Origin of the sequence: Streptomyces sp. NPDC059909 (genome assembly GCF_042730885.1) — a bacterium.
Classification (GTDB): domain Bacteria; phylum Actinomycetota; class Actinomycetes; order Streptomycetales; family Streptomycetaceae; genus Streptomyces.
In genome coordinates this window covers 145,682-164,068 of sequence record NZ_JBHWKX010000006.1, presented here as the reverse complement: position 1 = coordinate 164,068, position 18,387 = coordinate 145,682, and the positions used below count along the sequence as shown (strand labels likewise).

At 72.1% G+C, this 18,387-nt stretch carries 15 protein-coding genes; 7 read left to right on the top strand and 8 right to left on the bottom strand.

Annotated elements, in window-relative coordinates:
* Window positions 1–87: 87 nt before the first annotated feature.
* The 3 genes from ACFV9O_RS07645 to ACFV9O_RS07635 all read left to right on the top strand — a co-directional run bounded on the left by ACFV9O_RS07645 (window position 88) and on the right by ACFV9O_RS07635 (window position 3,530).
* Window positions 88–897, top strand: a complete 810-nt coding sequence (locus tag ACFV9O_RS07645; protein ID WP_385413629.1) for an anti-sigma factor domain-containing protein — start codon at window positions 88–90, stop codon at window positions 895–897.
* A 175-nt stretch (window positions 898–1,072) separates the two neighbouring features.
* Window positions 1,073–2,587 carry an amino acid permease gene (locus ACFV9O_RS07640; RefSeq protein ID WP_385413627.1) on the top strand — a complete coding sequence of 505 codons (1,515 nt, stop codon included), beginning with the start codon at window positions 1,073–1,075 and terminating at the stop codon, window positions 2,585–2,587.
* A 4-nt stretch (window positions 2,588–2,591) separates the two neighbouring features.
* The gene (locus ACFV9O_RS07635; protein WP_385413625.1) at window positions 2,592–3,530 is read left to right on the top strand and encodes an ADP-ribosylglycohydrolase family protein; all 939 of its coding nucleotides are present in this window, start codon (window positions 2,592–2,594) and stop codon (window positions 3,528–3,530) included.
* Between the two features lie 143 nt (window positions 3,531–3,673).
* Here the strand turns inward: ACFV9O_RS07635 and ACFV9O_RS07630 are convergent, their stop codons facing one another.
* The gene (locus ACFV9O_RS07630; RefSeq protein WP_385413622.1) at window positions 3,674–4,297 is read right to left on the bottom strand and encodes a TetR/AcrR family transcriptional regulator; all 624 of its coding nucleotides are present in this window, start codon (window positions 4,295–4,297) and stop codon (window positions 3,674–3,676) included.
* Between the two features lie 149 nt (window positions 4,298–4,446).
* On the opposite strand from ACFV9O_RS07630, the gene ACFV9O_RS07625 reads away from it, so the two are divergent.
* From ACFV9O_RS07625 to atzF, 4 genes are all read left to right on the top strand, one after another.
* Window positions 4,447–5,271 carry an urea amidolyase associated protein UAAP1 gene (locus tag ACFV9O_RS07625; RefSeq protein ID WP_385413619.1) on the top strand — a complete coding sequence of 275 codons (825 nt, stop codon included), beginning with the start codon at window positions 4,447–4,449 and terminating at the stop codon, window positions 5,269–5,271.
* A complete protein-coding gene (locus ACFV9O_RS07620; RefSeq protein WP_385413616.1) occupies window positions 5,268–5,861 on the top strand; it encodes an urea amidolyase associated protein UAAP2 in 594 nt (197 codons plus the stop codon). Before ACFV9O_RS07625 ends, ACFV9O_RS07620 begins: the two co-directional genes overlap by 4 nt.
* Window positions 5,858–9,355 (top strand): 5-oxoprolinase/urea amidolyase family protein, encoded by a 3,498-nt coding sequence (locus tag ACFV9O_RS07615; protein WP_385413614.1) that lies wholly within the window; start codon window positions 5,858–5,860, stop codon window positions 9,353–9,355. Before ACFV9O_RS07620 ends, ACFV9O_RS07615 begins: the two co-directional genes overlap by 4 nt.
* 127 nt (window positions 9,356–9,482) lie before the next feature.
* Window positions 9,483–11,120 carry an allophanate hydrolase gene (gene atzF / locus ACFV9O_RS07610; RefSeq protein WP_385413611.1) on the top strand — a complete coding sequence of 546 codons (1,638 nt, stop codon included), beginning with the start codon at window positions 9,483–9,485 and terminating at the stop codon, window positions 11,118–11,120.
* Between the two features lie 163 nt (window positions 11,121–11,283).
* On the opposite strand, the gene ACFV9O_RS07605 is transcribed toward atzF, so the two are convergent.
* The 7 genes from ACFV9O_RS07605 to ACFV9O_RS07575 form a co-directional block, all read right to left on the bottom strand.
* Window positions 11,284–14,121, bottom strand: a complete 2,838-nt coding sequence (locus ACFV9O_RS07605; protein ID WP_385413609.1) for a DEAD/DEAH box helicase — start codon at window positions 14,119–14,121, stop codon at window positions 11,284–11,286.
* Between the two features lie 148 nt (window positions 14,122–14,269).
* Entirely contained in the window at window positions 14,270–15,220 is a 951-nt protein-coding gene (gene tatC / locus ACFV9O_RS07600) for a twin-arginine translocase subunit TatC (RefSeq protein ID WP_385413606.1), read from the bottom strand.
* Between the two features lie 41 nt (window positions 15,221–15,261).
* Entirely contained in the window at window positions 15,262–15,546 is a 285-nt protein-coding gene (tatA, locus tag ACFV9O_RS07595) for a Sec-independent protein translocase subunit TatA (protein WP_385413605.1), read from the bottom strand.
* A gap of 204 nt (window positions 15,547–15,750) precedes the next feature.
* Window positions 15,751–15,948, bottom strand: a complete 198-nt coding sequence (locus ACFV9O_RS07590) for a hypothetical protein (RefSeq protein WP_385413602.1) — start codon at window positions 15,946–15,948, stop codon at window positions 15,751–15,753.
* Between the two features lie 40 nt (window positions 15,949–15,988).
* On the bottom strand, window positions 15,989–16,234 hold the full coding sequence (locus tag ACFV9O_RS07585) for a hypothetical protein (protein WP_385413600.1): 246 nt from the start codon (window positions 16,232–16,234) through the stop codon (window positions 15,989–15,991).
* Between the two features lie 40 nt (window positions 16,235–16,274).
* Entirely contained in the window at window positions 16,275–17,231 is a 957-nt protein-coding gene (locus ACFV9O_RS07580) for a helix-turn-helix transcriptional regulator (RefSeq protein ID WP_385413597.1), read from the bottom strand.
* A gap of 17 nt (window positions 17,232–17,248) precedes the next feature.
* Entirely contained in the window at window positions 17,249–18,208 is a 960-nt protein-coding gene (locus ACFV9O_RS07575) for a helix-turn-helix transcriptional regulator (RefSeq protein WP_385413595.1), read from the bottom strand.
* Window positions 18,209–18,387 lie beyond the last annotated feature (179 nt).

Sequence of the window (18,387 nt, the reverse complement as noted above, 5' to 3'; positions counted from 1 at the left end):
GAGCGGCTCGCACCGATGGCCGTGCACCCACCGGGACCGAGAGGTCACAACCCTACTCGTGAGGGCTGCAGAAGGGATGGTCCTCTAATGAGCACGGTGGGACGGAGCGCCGGGCGGGACGCCGAACTGCACACGCTGACGGGCGCATACGCCCTGCATGCGCTCGGCGACCGCGAACGCGTGCGGTTCGAGCGGCACCTCGACGCCTGCGCGGCGTGCGCCCAGGAGGTACGGGAGCTCAGCGCGACGGCGGTACGGCTGGGACTCGCCGCCACCGAGAATCCGCCGCCCGCGATGAAGACGCAGGTGATGGCGCGGATCGCGACAGTGCGTCAGGAACCGCCGCTGGTCGGCCCGTCGACCGCCGAGACCGGCGGCGCCCCGCCGCGGATCCGCAGCGTCCGGCCGGGCGGCAGACGGAGGCTCGCCCGCTTCGTGCTCGCGGCGTGCCTGGCGGCCGTGGCCGCCTCCGGGGGTGTCGCGGTCTGGCAGCAGCGCGCCGCCGAGGAGGCCCGCACCGAGGCACGCCAGGCACAGCGCCAGGCCGAGGCGCTGGCCCAGGTGCTGACGGCGCCCGACGTACGGACCAGCACCGGGGTGCTCGGCGACGGCGGAGCGACCGGCACCGTGGCCGTGTCCCGCGAGCGTGACCGGGCCGTGTTCCTGGCGTCCGGGCTGCCACGGCCGGGCGCCGGCAAGGTGTACCAGCTCTGGTTCGCCGACGGCGGGACCATGCGCCCCGCCGGGCTGCTGGATTCTTCGGGATCGCCGGAAGCGCTGCTCATGGACGGACCGGTGGGCGGGGCGACGGGGCTGGGCGTCACGGTGGAGCCGGCGGGCGGCTCGCCCGCGCCGACGTCCGAGCCGCTCGCGGTGCTCGACTTCCCCGCGGTGTAGTCGACGCCGTGCAGTGCGCTCCATCCCTGCGGCAGCGCAGTGCACCGCGCTGTACGCGCGGTGGGGGGCGGGGCCGTGAGGAGATCGGCCCCGCCCCGACACGGCCGTGACACGCGGCCGAAACAGCCCGTCCCTAATTTCTGTCGCCCGACAGGAACGAGCGACAGGGGCTGCCATGACCGTGACCGCACCCACCTCCACCCCGAACTCCGCCCCCACACCCGACGAGTCCGAACTCGCCGGCTTCGGCTACCAGCAGGAACTGCGGCGGCGAATGGGCCGGTACGCGTCCTTCGCCGCCGGCTTCTCCTTCATCTCCGTACTGACGACGGTCTTCCAGTTCTTCGCGCTGGGCTACTCCTTCGGCGGACCGGCCTTCTTCTGGACCTGGCCGGTCGTCCTCGTCGGCCAGCTCCTGGTCGCCGCCTGCTTCGCCGAACTCGCCGCCCGCTACCCGCTCGCCGGCGCCGTCTACCAGTGGGCGACGCGCCTGAGCACACCCGCCTTCGGCTGGTACGCGGGCTGGCTCATGGTGATCGGACGGGTGGTCGTGGTGGGCGCGGCGGCCCTCGCGCTGCAGGCCGTGCTGCCCGCGATCTGGCCCGGCTTCCAGCTCATCGGCGGCGATCCCTCACCGACCTCGGCGAGCGGCGCCGCCAACGCGGCCCTGCTCGGCCTGATCCTGCTGACCCTCACGACCGTCGTGAACGTCCTCGACAACCGGGTCCTGACCGCCGTCAACACCATCGGCGTCACCGCCGAGATCGTCGGCGTCGCACTCATCGTGACCCTGCTCCTCACCCACGCCGACCGCGACCCCGGGATCGTCCTGCACACGGGCGACGCGGGCGGGGCGATCGGCGCGCTGCTGATCGGCTCGTTCACGGCGGCGTACGTCCTCATCGGCTTCGAGAGCGCGAGCGAGATGAGCGAGGAGACGGTCAACCCCCGGCGCACCGCGCCCCGCACGACCTTCTCCGCGCTCACCACCTCCGGTGTCTGCGGCGGGCTCCTGCTCCTGGGCGGCCTGCTCGCCGCGCCGAGCCTGACCGACGGACGGCTGGCGACCGAGGGCCTCTCGTACGTCCTCACCAGCACCCTCGGCGACGGCCTCGGAAAGGTGCTCCTGGCGGACGTCGTCGTCGCGATCTGCGCCGCGACGCTCGCGATCCAGACCTCGGCGACGCGCATGCTCTACTCCATGGCCCGCGACCGCCAACTCCCCCTGTCCGGCACCCTGTCCAAGGTCCCCGCCCGCACCGGCATGCCCGCCACGGCGGCCGTCACGGTCGGCGTCCTCGCGGCGCTGCTCCTGCTCCTCAATTTCCTCTCCCCCGAGGCTCTCCTGGCCATCGGCACCACCTGCATCGTCATGGTGTACCTGGCCTACGCGATGGTCACCGGCCCGATGCTGGTACGCCGCCTGCGCGGCCAGTGGGGCACCCCGCACCCGGACGACCGCGACGAGAAGGGCGACCCGCTCTTCACCCTCGGCCGCTGGGGCCTGCCGATCAATGCGCTTGCGCTGGTGTACGGGATCGCCATGACCCTGAACCTCGCCTGGCCCCGCGCCGAGGTCTACGACCCGTCGGGGGGCCACTGGTACTTCCAGTGGTTCACGCTGCTGTTCGTGGGCGGCTCACTGGTCGCGGGGGCGACGTACCGGGCGCTGCGGGGACGCCTACGCTGACCGGATGCGTACGCACACGACGGGCCGAACGGACCGGGTCATCGGCGCGGTGGTCGGCTCCGCCGTCGGCGACGCGCTCGGCGCACCGTTCGAGTTCGGGCTCGCGGGCGTCTACGCGGCCCGCTTCCCCGACGGCGCCGGGGAGATGTGCGGAGGCGGCGGCTGGAACCCGGGCGAGGCCACCGACGACACCCAGATGGCCGTCCTCGTCGGCGAATCCCTGCTGGAACGGGGCGGACTCGACCCCGAGGACATGTTCGACCGCTTCCGGCGCTGGGCGGCGGGCGAGCCGAAGGACATCGGCCTCCAGACGGAGCAGGTGCTCGGCAGCGGCGACCCGTGGGATCTCGCCGCGGCCCTGCACTTCCAGGTCAACGGCCGTGCGGCGGGCAACGGTTCACTGATGCGGGCGGCGACGTCCGCGGTGTACTTCGCCCGTGACGGACGCACCGGCACGATGGCCGCCGCCCGCCGGATCGCGGCCCTCACCCATGGCGACCGGGCCGCGTGGGAGGGCACGGCGGTGCTTCACGAGCTGATCCGGGTCGCGCTCGATGGGGGTAAACCGGTCGGTGCGGTGCCGGACGCACTGTCCGAGGTGCACGAGGACCACCGGGGGCGCTGGGCCACGGTGCCGGCGCCCGGATGGCACCCGGACGAGGCGACCGAGTTCAACGGCGCGGTGTGGCCGTGCCTGGGGTCGGCGCTGTGGGCCGTGCGGACGACGACGGCGTTCGAGGATGCGCTGGGCGCCGCGATCGATCTGGGCGGCGACACGGACACGGTCCCGGCGGTCACGGGCGCGCTGGCGGGCGCGGTGTACGGCGCGTCCGCGATTCCGCTGCGCTGGACGGAGCCGCTGTACGTGCCGCTCCCCGGGTACGGTGCCCGTGTCCTGCGCACCCAGGACCTGGCGGCCCTGGCGACCGCGCTGGCCCAATAGCGCGCGGTGCCGTGGCGGTGGCCTGTGTGCCCGTACCGGTGCCGTGGCGGTGGCCGGTGTGCCCGTACCGGTGCCGTGGCGGTGGCCGGTGTGCCCGTACCGGTACCGCCCGAGGCGCCGGGCCGGCGGGGGCGCCGGCCCCGCTAAACCCCGGCGATGCGCAGCGCCGCGTCCGCCGTCGCCGACGCGAACGACGTCACCGCCCGTTCCGGGTCCGACCGGTGCACCAGGATCACGCCCTCGATGAGCCCGAAGACCAGATCCGTCCGCAGCGCGAGCTCACCCTTGTCGAGCGCGCGCCCCGGCCCCGTCGCCGCCAGGAGCTGCCCGTACGCGTCCTTCAGGTCCGCCCGCACCCGATGGAACCCGGCGAAACGTTCCGCCCGAACCTCGGGCAGCAGATACAGCGCGCCCAGATTGTGCGGCCCCGAGCACAGCAGCTCCACGTCGGAGCGGCACAGCTCCCACAGCCGCTCCTCCGCCTCCCGCTCGTCGTCCGCGAGGAGCCGGCGCGCCAGGGCCAGAGACGGCGTGACCGTCGATTCGAGGAGTTCGGCGAGGAGGTCCTCCTTGCCGCCGAAGTAGTGGTACATCGTGGCCTGCCGCATCCCGGCACGCTCGGCCACGGCCCGGGTCGTCGTCGCCGCGTACCCCCGCGTCGTGAACAGCTCCGCCGCGGCCTCGAGCAGTTCCTCTCGCGCGGACAGCCCGCTGTCCGGCCGCTGCTCGGCGCGCGGCCGCCCGACTTTCCGTCCCGTGGTACCCATGAGGCCGATCGTCGCACACACCGCCCGCCCCCCGGATCTTGGTGAGGCTTCGGTAACGCTCCCGCAATGGCCGGGCAACGGCCCGGAAGTCACGGCGCCCTAATTTCTGTCACCCGACAGAAAAGAGTCCGAGCCGGAGGTGCGCCACCATGGCGACTGCGACGACGTACGGGTCCCGGGACCACGCCCGCGCCCAGGAGGGCACCCACGCCGAGGCCATGCCCGTGGTGCCCGCCACGGACTGGCCCGCCCCGCCCTGCGCCGCCGGGCACCTCGTCTGGGCGGAAACCGTGGCGGGCGGCAACTACACCCATCGCCTCCTGGCCCGCGGCACCGAGCTGCGTCTCACCGATCTCCGGGGCGACGCCTGCGCGCACGTCGTGCTCTACGCGGACGGCCGCCCGCACGAGCGCCTCAACGCCGCCGACACGGTCAAGGTCCAGTGGAACGCGTACCTCACGAAGGGCCGGCTGCTCCTCTCCGGCCAGGGCCGCGTACTCGCCTCGCTCGTCGAGGACAGCGGCGGCCGGCACGACGCGCTCTGCGGCACCTCGACCCTCGCCCGGAACACCGCCCGCTACGGCGACGGCACCCCGCAGTCGCCGACCCCCGCCGGTCGCGAGCTCCTCAAGCTCGCGGCCCTCAAGAACGGCCTCGAGCCTCGCGATCTGCCGCCCTCCATCGGCTTCTTCCAGGGGGTGGAGGTCAGGGACGACGGTGCGCTCGACTTCACCGGTTCGGCGGGCCCGGGGGCGTCCGTGACCCTCCGCGCCGAGCAGGACCTGACCGTCCTGATCGCCAATGTCCCGCACCCGCTCGACCCGCGGCCGACGTACACCAGCACCCCGCTGGAGGTCCTGGCCTGGCGCGCCGCGCCGACCGTGCCGGGCGATCCGCTCTGGGACGCCACCCCGGAAGGCCGCCGGGCCTTCCTCAACACCGCCGAGTTCCTCGCCGCCAGGGGGCAGTCATGACCGTCGTACCCGCCCGTTCCGCCTGGTCGGCGGTCGTCCGCCGGGGCGAGCAGCTCACCATCACCGATCTGCACGGCAACCAGGCCGTCGACTTCCTCGTGTACGACGCGCACGACACCGCCGTCCGCTACAGCGCTCCGGACACCCTGCAGGCGCAGGGCGGCATCTTCCTCACGACGGGCAGCGTGCTGATGTCGAACGAGCACACCCCGCTGATGACGGTCACCGAGGACACCTGCGGCCGCCACGACACCCTCGGCGGCGCCTGCTCCAAGGAGTCCAACACCCTGCGCTACGGCCATCACACGTGGTCGCAGCACGCCTGCATGGACAACTTCCTCGCGGAGGGCGCCCGGCACGGGCTGACCGCACGGGACCTGGTGTCGAACATCAACTGGTACATGAACGTCCCCGTCGAGAAGGACGGGACGCTCGGCATCGTCGACGGAATCTCCGCCCCCGGGCTGCGCGTCACCCTGCGCGCCGAGACGGACGTCCTGGTCCTCGTCTCCAACTGCCCGCAGATCAACAACCCCTGCAACGGCTTCGAGCCGACGGCGGTGGAGATGACCATCGGGGCTGCGGCATGACCTTCGACACGCTCCTCGTCGCCAACAGGGGCGAGATCGCCGTCCGCATCATCCGTACGGCCCGGCGCCTCGGGCTCCGTACCGTCGCCGTCTTCTCCGACCCCGACCGCTCCGCACCCCACGTCCGGCTCGCGGACGAGGCGGTCCGCCTCGGGCCCGCGCCCGCGAAGGAGTCGTACCTCGACACCGAGTTGGTGCTGAAGGCCGCCAAGGACACGGGCGCCGGGGCGATCCACCCCGGCTACGGGTTCCTGTCCGAGGACGCCGCCTTCGCCCGTCGCTGCGAGGACGCAGGGCTGGTCTTCGTCGGACCCACCCCCGCCCAGCTGGAGCTCTTCGGCGCCAAGCACACGGCCCGCGCGGCGGCCGAGGCCGCGGGCGTCCCGCTGGCCCCCGGCACCGGTCTGCTGCCCGGCCTCGCCGAGGCCGTCGCCGCCGCGGAGCACATCGGCTACCCGGTCATGCTCAAGGCGACGGGCGGCGGTGGCGGCATAGGCATGCAGGCCGTGCGCGACCCGGCCGGACTCGCCGACGCCTGGGAGCGGGTACAGAGGACCGCCGAGGCGTCCTTCTCCTCGGCCGGGGTCTTCCTGGAGCGGCTCGTCGAGCACGCGCGCCATGTGGAGGTGCAGGTCTTCGGCGACGGCCTCGGGAAGGTCGTGACGTTCGGCGACCGCGACTGCTCGCTCCAGCGCCGCAACCAGAAGGTGGTCGAGGAGGCCCCGGCACCCGGCCTGCCGGACCACGTCCGTGCACGACTGGCCGCATCTGCCCGGCAGTTGTGCGCGGGCGTCGGCTACCGCTCCGCCGGGACCGTCGAGTACGTGTACGACGCGGCGCGTGAGGAGGCGTACTTCCTGGAGGTCAACACCCGGCTCCAGGTGGAGCATCCGGTCACCGAGGAGATCTACGGCGTCGACCTGGTGGAGTGGATGCTGCGGCTCGCGCAGGGCGACACGGGTGTCGTACGGGAGCCGGGCGCGCCGCGCGGCCACGCCGTCGAGGCCCGGGTGTACGCCGAGGACCCGTCCCGGGGGCACCGGCCGAGCGCCGGGCTGCTGACCCGGGTCGCCTTCCCCGACGACGTACGCGTGGACGGCTGGGTGGCGACGGGTACGGAGGTGACCACGGCGTACGACCCGATGCTGGCGAAGGTCGTCGCGCACGGGCGCGACCGCGCCGAGGCGCTCGCGCGGCTCGGCCGGGCGCTCGCCGCGACCCGCGTCGACGGCATCGAGACCAATCTGGGGCTCGTGCGGGCGGCACTCGCCGACCCGGCCGTACGGGAGGCCGGCCACTCCACGGCGACCCTCGCGAACGTCACCGACCCGACGCCGCGGATCGAGGTCCGCGCCGGGGGCACGCTCACCACCGTCCAGGACTGGCCGGGCCGCACCGGCTACTGGGAGGTCGGGGTGCCGCCGTCGGGCCCCATGGACGATGTGTCCTTCCGCCTCGGCAATCGTGCGCTGGGCAACGCCGAGGGCGCCCCGGGCCTGGAGTGCACCCTGCAGGGGCCGACCCTGCGCTTCAGCCACGCCACCACGGTGTGTGTGACGGGCGCACCGGCTCCGGTCACGGTCGACGGCGAACCGGCGGCGCAGTGGGAGCCGTTCACGGTCCCGGCCGGAGCCACGCTCACCATCGGGGCGCCGGCCGCGCACGGTCTGCGCACGTATCTGCTGGTCGCGGGCGGCGGGCTGGACGTCCCGGGCTTCCTGGGCAGTGCGGCGACCTTCACGCTGGGCCGCTTCGGCGGGCACGGTGGGCGGGCCCTGGTCACGGGCGATGTGCTGCACGGCGGCACGCGGACGGACGCGACGCACCCGGTCCCGGAGGACGAACGGCCGGTGTGCACCTCGGAGTGGGAGATCGGCGCGGTCGAAGGGCCCCATGCCGCACCGGAGTTCTTCACCGAGGAGGACATCCGGGACTTCTACGCGGCCGACTGGAAGGTCCACTTCAACTCCGCGCGCACGGGGGTGCGCCTGGTCGGACCGAAGCCGCGCTGGGCGCGTACCGACGGCGGCGAGGCCGGCCTCCATCCGTCGAACATCCACGACACGCCGTACTCGGTCGGTGCCGTCGACTTCACCGGTGACATGCCCGTGCTGCTCGGCCCGGACGGGCCCTCGCTCGGTGGCTTCGTCTGCCCGGCGACGGTCCTGACGCGTGAGCGCTGGAAGCTCGGGCAGCTGCGGCCGGACGACCGGGTGCGGTTCGTCCCCGTGACCGTGGACGGGGCCCCGCGCGCGGAGATCGTGGACGGCGGGGTGCTGGCACGGCGTGACGACGTCACGTACCGCCGGAGCGGCGACGACAATCTGCTGGTCGAGTTCGGGCCGATGCAGCTGGACCTGGCCCTGCGGCTGCGGGTGCACGCGCTAGCCGAGGCGCTGCGGGCCGAGCGCCTGGAAGGTGTCTCGGACCTGACGCCGGGCATCCGCTCGCTCCAGATCAAGCTGGACCCGGCCGTGCTGTCCCTGGACCGGGCGCTTGCGGACGTGCGGCGGATCGAGGAGCGACTGCCGCCGGCCGACTCGCTCGTGATCCCCTCGCGTACGGTCCATCTCCCGCTGTCCTGGGACGATCCGGCGACCCGGGAGGCCATCGCCCGCTACATGGCGGGGGTGCGGCACGACGCTCCCTGGTGCCCGTGGAACATCGAGTTCATCCGCCGGATCAACGGCCTGGCGTCGGTGGACGACGTGTACGGGACCGTCTTCGACGCGGAGTATCTGGTGCTCGGGCTCGGGGACGTCTATCTCGGCGCACCGGTCGCGACCCCGCTGGATCCGCGCCACCGCCTGGTGACGACGAAGTACAACCCGGCGAGGACGTGGACGGCGGAGAACTCCGTCGGCATCGGCGGCGCCTACCTGTGCGTGTACGGGATGGAGGGTCCGGGCGGCTATCAGTTCGTGGGCCGTACGACGCAGGTGTGGTCGCCGTGGTCCGGGCCGCGGCCGTGGTTGCTGCGGCACTTCGACCGCATCAGGTGGTACCCGGTGGGCGCGGACGAACTGCTGGAACTGCGCGCCGACATGGCCGCCGGCCGCTTCACGCCGCGCATCGAGGAGGGCACCTTCTCTCTGGCCGATCACCGGCGGTTCCTGGCCGAGCACGAGGACTCGATCGCGGACTTCCGCGCGCGGCAGGCGGCGGCGTTCGCGGCGGAGCGGGATGCGTGGGAGGCGGCGGGCGAGTTCGCCCGGGCCGAGGCGGCCTCGGCGCCGGTGGCGCCGCCGGCGGAGCTGACCGTTCCGCCGGGCGGCCAGGTGGTGGAGGCGGAGTTCGCGGCCTCGGTCTGGCAGGTGAACGTCTCCGCGGGTGACGCGGTCCGTGCCGGAGAGCCGCTGCTGGCGCTGGAGGCGATGAAGATGGAGTCCCGCGTTCCGGCACCACGCGACGCGACGGTCACCGAGGTCCTGGTCACCCCGGGCACCCAGGTCACTCCTGGCACGCCCCTGCTGATCCTTGCCCCGCGCGGCTGACACCGCTGTTGTGTGGTTTGTGGGCAGTCGTCCCCCAGGGCGGGACGGTTGGGCGCAAACCACCCACCGGCACGCGGACGACAACGCGCCGCCACGGCCCCACCCGCACCCCGAGGAGACCCGCACCATGCCCCACCCCGCACTCCCCCGCGTCCGCGCCGCCTACGCCCGCATCACGAAGGCCGCCCGCCCGGACCTCTGGATCACCCTGCGCCCGCAGGCCGACGCCGAGGCGGATGCCCGGGACGTCGACGCCCGGTGCGCCGCCGGCGAACGCCTGCCGCTCGCCGGAACCGTCGTCGCGGTCAAGGGCAACATCGACGTCGCCGGGCTCCCGACCACCGCGGGCTGCCCCTCGTACGCCTACGAGCCCGGCCACGACGCCCCCGCGGTCGCCCGGCTGAAGGCGGCAGGCGCCGTCGTCCTCGGCACCACCAACATGGACCAGTTCGCCACCGGGCTGGTCGGCACCCGCTCACCGTACGGCGCCGTCCGCAGCGCCCTCGACCCCGAACGCGTCGCCGGCGGCTCCAGTTCCGGCTCGGCTGTCGCGGTCGCGCTGGGGATCGCCGACTTCGCCCTGGGCACGGACACCGCGGGCTCCGGCCGGGTGCCCGCCGCGTTCAACGGCATCGTGGGGCTGAAACCCACCCACGGACTCGTCCCGACGGACGGCGTGGTTCCGGCCTGCGCGAGCCTGGACTGCGTCAGTGTCTTCGCCCGTACGCTCCCGGAGGCGCGGCTCGCCCTGGGCGTGCTGGCGCGCGGCGGACCCCCGGTGGCCGCCCCGGCCCGGCTCCCCGGCCCATGGCGGGTCGCGGTCCCGTCCACCGCACAGCTCGGCGAGCTGGACGACGGCTGGGCCGAGGCGTACGAGGCGGCCGCGGCCCGGCTCGAGGCGGCGGGGGCGGAGCTGCGACCGGTCGATCTCTCACCGTTCACGGAGGCGGCGGCGATGCTGTACGAGGGCGCGTTCGTGGCGGAGCGGTACACCGCGGTGGGTTCCTTCGTCGACAAGGGGACCCCGGATCTCGATCCGACCGTGGCCGGGATCATCCGTCGCGCCCGCGACGTCCCCGCCCACCGGCTCTTCGCCGACCGGGCCCGTCTCGAAGCCCTGCGCTCGGCCGCCCTGGCCGGTCTCGGCGACGCGGACGCGCTGCTGCTGCCGACCACACCCGGTCATCCGACCCTTGCCGAGGTGGCCGCCGACCCCTTGGGCAGCAACGCCCGCCTCGGGCGGTACACCAACTCCACCAATCTCTTCGGTCTGGCGGCCGTCGCCGTACCCGCGGGCGAGGTGAACGGGCGTCCCTTCGGCGCGATGCTGGTCGGTCCGGCCGGCACGGACGACACCCTGGCCACGCTCGCCGGGCTGCTCCCCCCGCCCGTACACCTGGCGGTGGTGGGCGCGCACCTGACGGGCCAGCCCCTCAACCCCCAACTGCTCGCGCTCGGCGCCCGTTTGCTCCGTACGAACACGACCGCACCCCGCTATCGCCTGTACGCGCTGCGCACCGACCCACCCAAGCCCGGCCTCGTGCACGTCCCCGAGGGCGGGGCGGCGGTCGAGGCCGAGGTCTGGGAGCTTCCCGCGGAGGGCCTCGGCCGCCTCGTCGCCGCGCTTCCCCGCCCGATGACGATCGGCCGCGTCATCCTGGCCGACGACACCGCCGTGGCCGGATTCCTCTGTGAGCCCGAAGCCGTCGACGGTGCCGAGGACATCACGGACCACGGCGCCTGGCGCGCGTATCTGAACGGCTGACGTGCGTGTACGGCCGACGGAGCAGCAGCACGAAGGGCCCTGCACCGACCTGGTGCAGGGCCCTTCGCGACCGCTTTCCGCGTCCGCCGTGCGTTGTCCGCTCTCCGTTATCCGCTCTCCGTTATCCGCTCTCCGTTATCCGTTATCCGTTATCCGTTATCCGTTATCCGACCGAGCTGTACGCCACGACACCACGCAGCAGGGCGTCGACCGCCTTGCGGGCGGTGCGCGTCACCGTCGTGCCCTCGCCGCCGTCGCCCGGGGCCGCCGCGATCTGGCCGAGGACGTCGATGACCTGCTTGCACCAGCGCACGAAGTCGCCCGCGGGCATCTCCGCCTCGCGCAGCACCTCGTCCAGGCCCTTGCCGGAAGCCCACTCGTACGCGGCCCAGGCGAAGCCGAGATCGGGCTCGCGCTGACCGACGCCCTCCGCCTGGTTGATCTTGAACTCTTCCTCGAGCGCGTCCAGCCGGCCCCAGATCCGCACCATCTCGCCCAGCGCGGCCTTGGCCTTCCCCGACGGCAGCTTCGGCGCCACCGCGTCGTCGGCCTGGCGGGCCTCGTACACCAACGCCGAGACGCACGCGGCCAGTTCGGCCGGGTTCAGGCCCTCCCAGACCCGCTCGCGCAGGCACTCGCTCGCCAGCAGGTCCAGCTCGCCGTACAGCCGTGCCAGCCGCTTGCCGTGCGTCGTGACCTCGTTGCCCCGGAGGTAGTCCATCTCCGTCAGCAGGCCGACGATACGGTCGAAGGTCCGGGCGATCGTGTTCGTACGGCCCTCGATACGGCGCTCCAGCTGGCGGGTGTCCCGCTGCAGGCGGTGGTAGCGCTCGGCCCAGCGCGCGTGGTCCTCGCGCTCGTCGCACCCATGGCAGGGATGGGCGCGAATGTCCTTGCGCAGGCGGGCGATCTCACGGTCGTCCGCCGCCTCGGACCTCGGCTTGCGGCCGCGCTCGGGCACGATGTGCCCGGCCTTCGTGCGCAGCGCGGACGCCAGGTCCCGCCGCGACTGCGGCGAGCGCGGGTTGAACGACTTGGGGATCCGCATGCGCTCGAGCGCCTCGACGGGCACCGGGAAGTCCATCGACGCGAGCCGCTTGACCTGCCGCTCGGCGGTCAGCACGAGCGGCCGCGGCCCGTCGTAGTACTCGAAGCCGCCACGATGGCCGTTGGCACGACCGGCCGGCAGCCCCGGATCCAGCACCAGTGCGAGGCCCGCGTACTTGCCCGTCGGGACATGGATGACATCGCCCGGCTTGAGCTTCTCCAGCGAGCCCGCGGCGGCCGCCCTGCGCTGCGCCGCGCCCTGCTTGGCCAGCTCGGTCTCGCGGTCCGAGAGCTCGCGCCGGAGCCGCGCGTACTCCTCGAAGTCGCCGAGGTGGCAGGTCATGCCCTCCCGGTAGCCCTCGAGGCCCTCCTCGTTCCGCTGCACCTGGCGCGATATGCCGACGACCGACTTGTCCGCCTGGAACTGTGCGAAGGACGTCTCCAGCAGCTCGCGCGAGCGGTGCCGGCCGAACTGCTGCACCAGGTTCACGGCCATGTTGTACGACGGCTTGAAGCTGGAACGCAGCGGATACGTGCGCGTACCGGCCAGGCCCGCGAGGGCGCCCGGGTCCATTGCGCGCTGCCAGAGCACCACCGCGTGGCCCTCGACGTCGATTCCCCGGCGGCCGGCCCGGCCCGTCAACTGGGTGTACTCGCCGGGGGTGATGTCGGCGTGCTGCTCGCCGTTCCACTTGACGAGCTTCTCCAGCACCACCGACCTGGCGGGCATGTTGATGCCGAGGGCAAGCGTCTCGGTCGCGAAGACGGCCTTGACCAGGCCCCGGACGAAGAGCTCTTCGACAACTTCCTTGAAGGTGGGGAGCATTCCGGCGTGGTGCGCGGCTATCCCCCTCTCCAGGCCCTCCAGCCACTCGTAGTAGCCGAGCACATGGAGGTCCTCGCCGGGGATGGAGGCCGTGCGCTCCTCGACGATCTCGCGCACCTTCTGGCGCGCCTCCTCGTCATTGAGCCTCAGTCCCGCGTACAGGCACTGCTGGACGGCGGCCTCGCAGGCTGCGCGGCTGAAGATGAACGTGATCGCGGGCAGCAGGCCCTCGGCGTCGAGCCGCTCGATGACCTCGGGCCGCGAGGGCGTCCAGATCCTGCTGCGCTGACGGCGCTCGCGCTCGCGGTCGGCCTCGCGGACCATCTTGCCGCGCCGGCGTTCCCGCGGGTTGTACGTCCGCGAGTTCTCCATGCGGGCCATGCGGACCAGGTCGGGGTTGACCTCACGCCGCGCGGCGCCGCGGCCGCCGTGGTCGGTCTCCTCCTCGAAGAGGTCGTACATCCGCCGCCCGGCGAGCACGTGCTGCCACAGCGGCACGGGGCGGGACTCGGAGACGATCACTTCGGTGTCGCCGCGGACCGTGTCCAGCCAGTCACCGAACTCCTCGGCGTTGGACACGGTGGCCGAGAGCGACACGAGGGTCACGGAGTCGGGAAGGTGAATGATCACTTCTTCCCAGACGGCGCCGCGGAAGCGGTCCGAGAGGTAGTGCACCTCGTCCATCACGACATAGCCGAGACCGCGCAGCGACTGGGAGCCCGCGTACAGCATGTTGCGCAGGACCTCGGTGGTCATGACGATCACCGGCGCCTCGGAGTTGACGCTGTTGTCCCCGGTGAGCAGCCCGACCTTCTCCGGTCCGTACCGCCGCACCAGGTCCGAGTACTTCTGGTTGGACAGCGCCTTGATGGGCGTCGTGTAGAAACACTTGCGCCCTTGAGCCAGTGCGAGGTGCACGGCGAACTCGCCCACGATGGTCTTGCCCGACCCGGTGGGCGCCGCGACGAGCACACCCTTGCCGGCCTCAAGGGCCTGGCAGGCCTCGATCTGGAACGGGTCCAGTTCGAACTCGTACAGCTCGCGGAAAGGAGCGAGTGCGGTGGCCTGCTCGGCGGCGCGGATCCGAGCAGCTGCGTATCGCTCAGCTGGTGAGAGGTCCTCTGTCATCTTGTTGTCGAGACTACCTGGCGCCACTGACAGTGGGCGCGATCTTTAATCGACGATGAATCAACCGTGGTGAGCGCCCACATACAAGGTGGCCGGGTACACGCTCTGCGCGCACCCGGCCACGTCCTGTACCCGTACTGTCAAGCGGTCAGGTGACGTCGTCGTACCCGTTGATCCGGTCCCGGTCGGAGCCGCTCGCCTGCTCGGGCAGGGCGCGGGCGGCGGGGACGGGCTCGATCTCGCCGACGGGGGCCGGGGTGAGGTCCAGGTCGGAGGCCTCGTCGTCGCTGAGCTCCGCGTCCGGGTTCCTGCGTCGGCGGCGTGCGTCGTTCACGAAGGAGAAGCCCACGGCGACGAAGTACAGGACGGCGAGCGGTCCGGCCAGCAGCAGCATGGAGATCGGTTCGCCGCCCGGGGTCGCGATGGCCGCGAAGGCGGTGAGCCCGATGATCATTCCGCGCCACCAGCCGAGCATGCGCCTGCCGCTGAGGACCCCGGTCAGGTTGAGCAGGATGAGCAGGAGCGGCAGTTCGAATGCGGCACCGAAGACGATCACCATGCGGGTGATCAGGTCCAGGTAGTCGTCGAGCGGCAGCAGGTTCTTCGCGCCCTCCGGCGTGAAGCCGAGCATGATCTCCGCGGTCTGCGGCAGGATCGAGTACGCGAGATAGGCGCCGCCCAGGAAGAGCGGGACTCCTGCCGCCACGAAGCTCAGCGCATAGCGCTTCTCGTGGTTGTGGAGTCCGGGAGCGACGAAGGACCAGAGCTGGTACAGCCAGATCGGAGTGGCTGCCAGCACACCCGTCATCAGCGCGACCTTGAGCGCAATGGTGAACGGGGACAGGAGCCCCTGGGTGGTCATCTCCGCACAGGGCTTGCCGTTGCGCATCGTCTCCGCGCCGTCCGCGCAGCCGACCGACTCGAGGATCGGCCGCATCAGGAACTCGAAGATCTCCTTCTGGAAGAAGGCCGCGACGATCGTCACCACGACGATCGCCAGGACCGACTTCATCAGCCGGTTGCGCAGCTCACGCAGGTGCTCTCCGAGGGGCATCCGCCCTTCGGCGTCCTTTTGCTGCTTGCGGGCAGACTTGAGCAACCCACTTCCTCGTCTCGTGCGAAAACCGTCGGGGAATCAGGTCAGCTCTGCGTCGTGTGGTTCGGCTCGGAGACCGGACGGCTGCTCCGCACATCGCCCGGAGCGGCCTGGATGGTCCGGGGCGACTCCTGCTGCTGGGCAGTCTGGTCCGTGGTGGCCGTCGGCGCCGCCTCGTCGTCCTTCTTCATCGCCTTGGCCTCGCTCTTGAGGATGCGAGCCGACTTGCCGAGCGAACGAGCCATGTCAGGGAGCTTCTTGGCACCGAACAGCAACAGGATGACCACGACGATCAGAAGGATCTCAAGGGGCTTCAGATTGCCGATCATGTGCGACTTCCTTCTCACTGAGGCGGCTGAGGGGCGGGGCTGCCCGTCGGACAGTCGTCCGATCACCACGTTGTCAGCGATCGTAACCCGCCGGAGTAAACGCAGGGCAATGCCTGTGCATACTCCCACTTGCAACCCACACGTGCGTGCGGTCCACCACGGGCAGCGTACCTCCCAGGCCCGATCGGCAGGAGACCCGCACCTCTACCGCAAGGCTTCGCCGGTCCGCGCCAGCCTCGTCGCCGACCGCTCCAGCTCCTCCGCCGCGTCGTTGATCAGCTCTGCGGTCCGGGACACCTGCCGGCCCAGGCGCTGGGCCTCCAGGAAGACGCGGATGCCGAGGACGCCGAGGACGGCGATCCCGAGGAATCCGAGGGCGATGGCGAGCATGGGCCAGAACATGGTGCAGAGCCTAGAGGTCGGAGAGAGCCCGGAGGGGCATTCAGAGGGTGGAGTGGAGGCGCAGCGTCCGCACTCCGCCGCCGGTGAGGAGTTCCACGATCCGCTCCCCCGCCGGCTTGCGCACCGCCGCTCCGCACTCGGGGCAGGTGAAGGAGTAGAAGGTGGTCCGCCGGCTCGCGCCGATGGCCAGCCGCAGCGCGCCCGCCGAGAGCTCGAAGCGGGCGCGGCAGTCGGGGCAGGCGGCCTTGAAGAGGACCGGGACCTTGGGCGTCGAGATTCCGGGCATCACGGACATATCCCTCTTATCTCCAAATCGGTCGCGGTCGTCAGTCCTGGGCGTCGTACGCGGCCAGTGCCTCACGCGCCGCCCGCCGGGCGCTGTCCGCGAGGTCCTGCGGGGAGACGATCCGGCCGTCCCGCCCGAGCCGCAGCGCGAGCCGCCGCAGCGACGTCGGATCGGGGGTGCGCAGGGTGATCCGCAGACCGCCCTCGGGCAGCTCCTCCGCGCTGTCGTGCGGGTAGTACTCGGCGACCCAGCGGCCGCCGGGCCCGACCTCGACCACGACCTCGGGGTCGTCGGCCGACGGCTGGACCAGCCCCTCGGACAGATCACGCAGCTCGATCTCGGGCGGCGCGGACGGCTCGTCCAGGAGCCGGATCTCGGCGACCCGGTCGAGGCGGAAGGTCCGGCGCGCCTCGGAGAGGTAGCACCAGGCCTCCATGTACGTGTGTCCGACGGCGAAGAGCCGGATCGGGTCCACCTCGCGTTCGGTGAGCTCGTCGCGGGCCGGGGAGTAGTAGCGCAGCCACAGTCTGCGACGCTCGGAGATCGCCCGGTCGACCTCGGCGAAGACGCCGCCCTCGGACTCGAACGTCACCGAGAGCCGGGAGCTGGCGCCCGCGGCCTCTCCGGCCGCCGCCTCCAGCTTGGCGGTGGCCCGCAGGAGCGCCTCGCGGTCGCCCTCGCGCAGACCGGGCAGGGTGGCGACGGCCCGCGCGGCGACCAGCAGCGCGGTCGCCTCGTCGGCGGCGAGCCGCAACGGCTCGGCGACGTCGTCCGGGTTGTGCCACCAGATCCGGTCGCCGTCCGTGTCGATGTCCAGCAGATCGCCGCCGCGGAAGCTGGTCCCGCACATGGGCAGCACGTCGAGGTCGGAGATCAGCTCGTCCTCGGTGATCCCGAAGGCCCGGGCGACGTCCCCGACGCGAGCGCCCGGGCGCTCGCGCAGATACGTCACCAGCGAGAGCATCCGCCGGGTCTGGTCAATGGCGTTCGCGGCCATGGTCGTCCGAGTCCCCCTCAGCCCTTGGCCACGGCACGCAGCCGGTCCACGACATCCGCCCGCAGATCCGCGGGCTCCAGTACGACGACGTCCGGGCCGAACTCGACGAGCCAGGCGTCCAGTCCGTGCCCGTACGGAATCTCCAGCTCGTCCCAGCCGTCGCCCAGTGCCCGTACGGAGGTGGCGCGGGCGCGCAGCGGATACCCGGCCTCGGCCCGCAGCCTGATCAGCGCGGAACGGGTCGCGGTCTCCCCCGCCCAGCTCTCGACGGTCTCGCGCACGGTGACGACATCGGGCACGGGCGCGGTGAAGGAGCCGGCACGGGAGCGGACCCGTCCGGTGATCCGGGAGAGCCGGAAGACCCGCTCGGCACCGCGGTCGCGGTCGAAGCCCGCGAGGTACCAGTGGCCGCGCCAGCACTCGAGCGTCCAGGGCTCGACATGGCGGGTCTCGGGACGTACGGCATTGGACTTGCGGTAGTCGAAGACGACGGGCCGGCGGTCGCGGCAGGCGAGCATGAGCGGCTCGAAGGCGGCCTCGTGGACCGGGATGCGCGGCTCGAGGGCGCTGTGCTGGGCCGCGTCGTACGAGTCCTCGGCCTCGGGCATTCCGGCGGCACGCAGCTTCTGCAGCGCTCCACTTGCCGCTCCGGCGAGGCGGGCCTGCTGCCAGACCCTGGCGGCGAGGCCGAGTGCTGCGGCCTCCTCGGCGTCGAGGGTGATGGGCGGGAGGCGGTTGGAGTCGCGGCGGGCGAGGTAGCCGGTCTCACCCTCGAGGTTCTCCACGGTGGCGATGACCAGGCCGAGTTCGCGCAGATCGTCCTTGTCGCGCTCGAACATGCGGTTGAAGGACTCGTCGTTCCCCGCCTCCAGGTAGGCCTCGATGGAGCCGCGCAGCTCGCGCTTGCTGAGCGGCCGCCGCGTCCCGAGCAGACACAGCGCCAGATTCATCAGCCGCTCGGCCTTGGCAATGGCCATCGACGCCCTACCCGCCCTTCCTCGCAAGTCCTCTGATCGTCGAACCTACCGCTACGGAGCGTCGTGGCAAAAGCGTGGGGCCCCTTCCCTGGCCGGCGGGGGACCCCACGTTGCCGGTTTGGAACCCGTTGCTATCGGATCCCAACCAAGTCGCCAAACAAAATTAGCCTCTCCCCCCG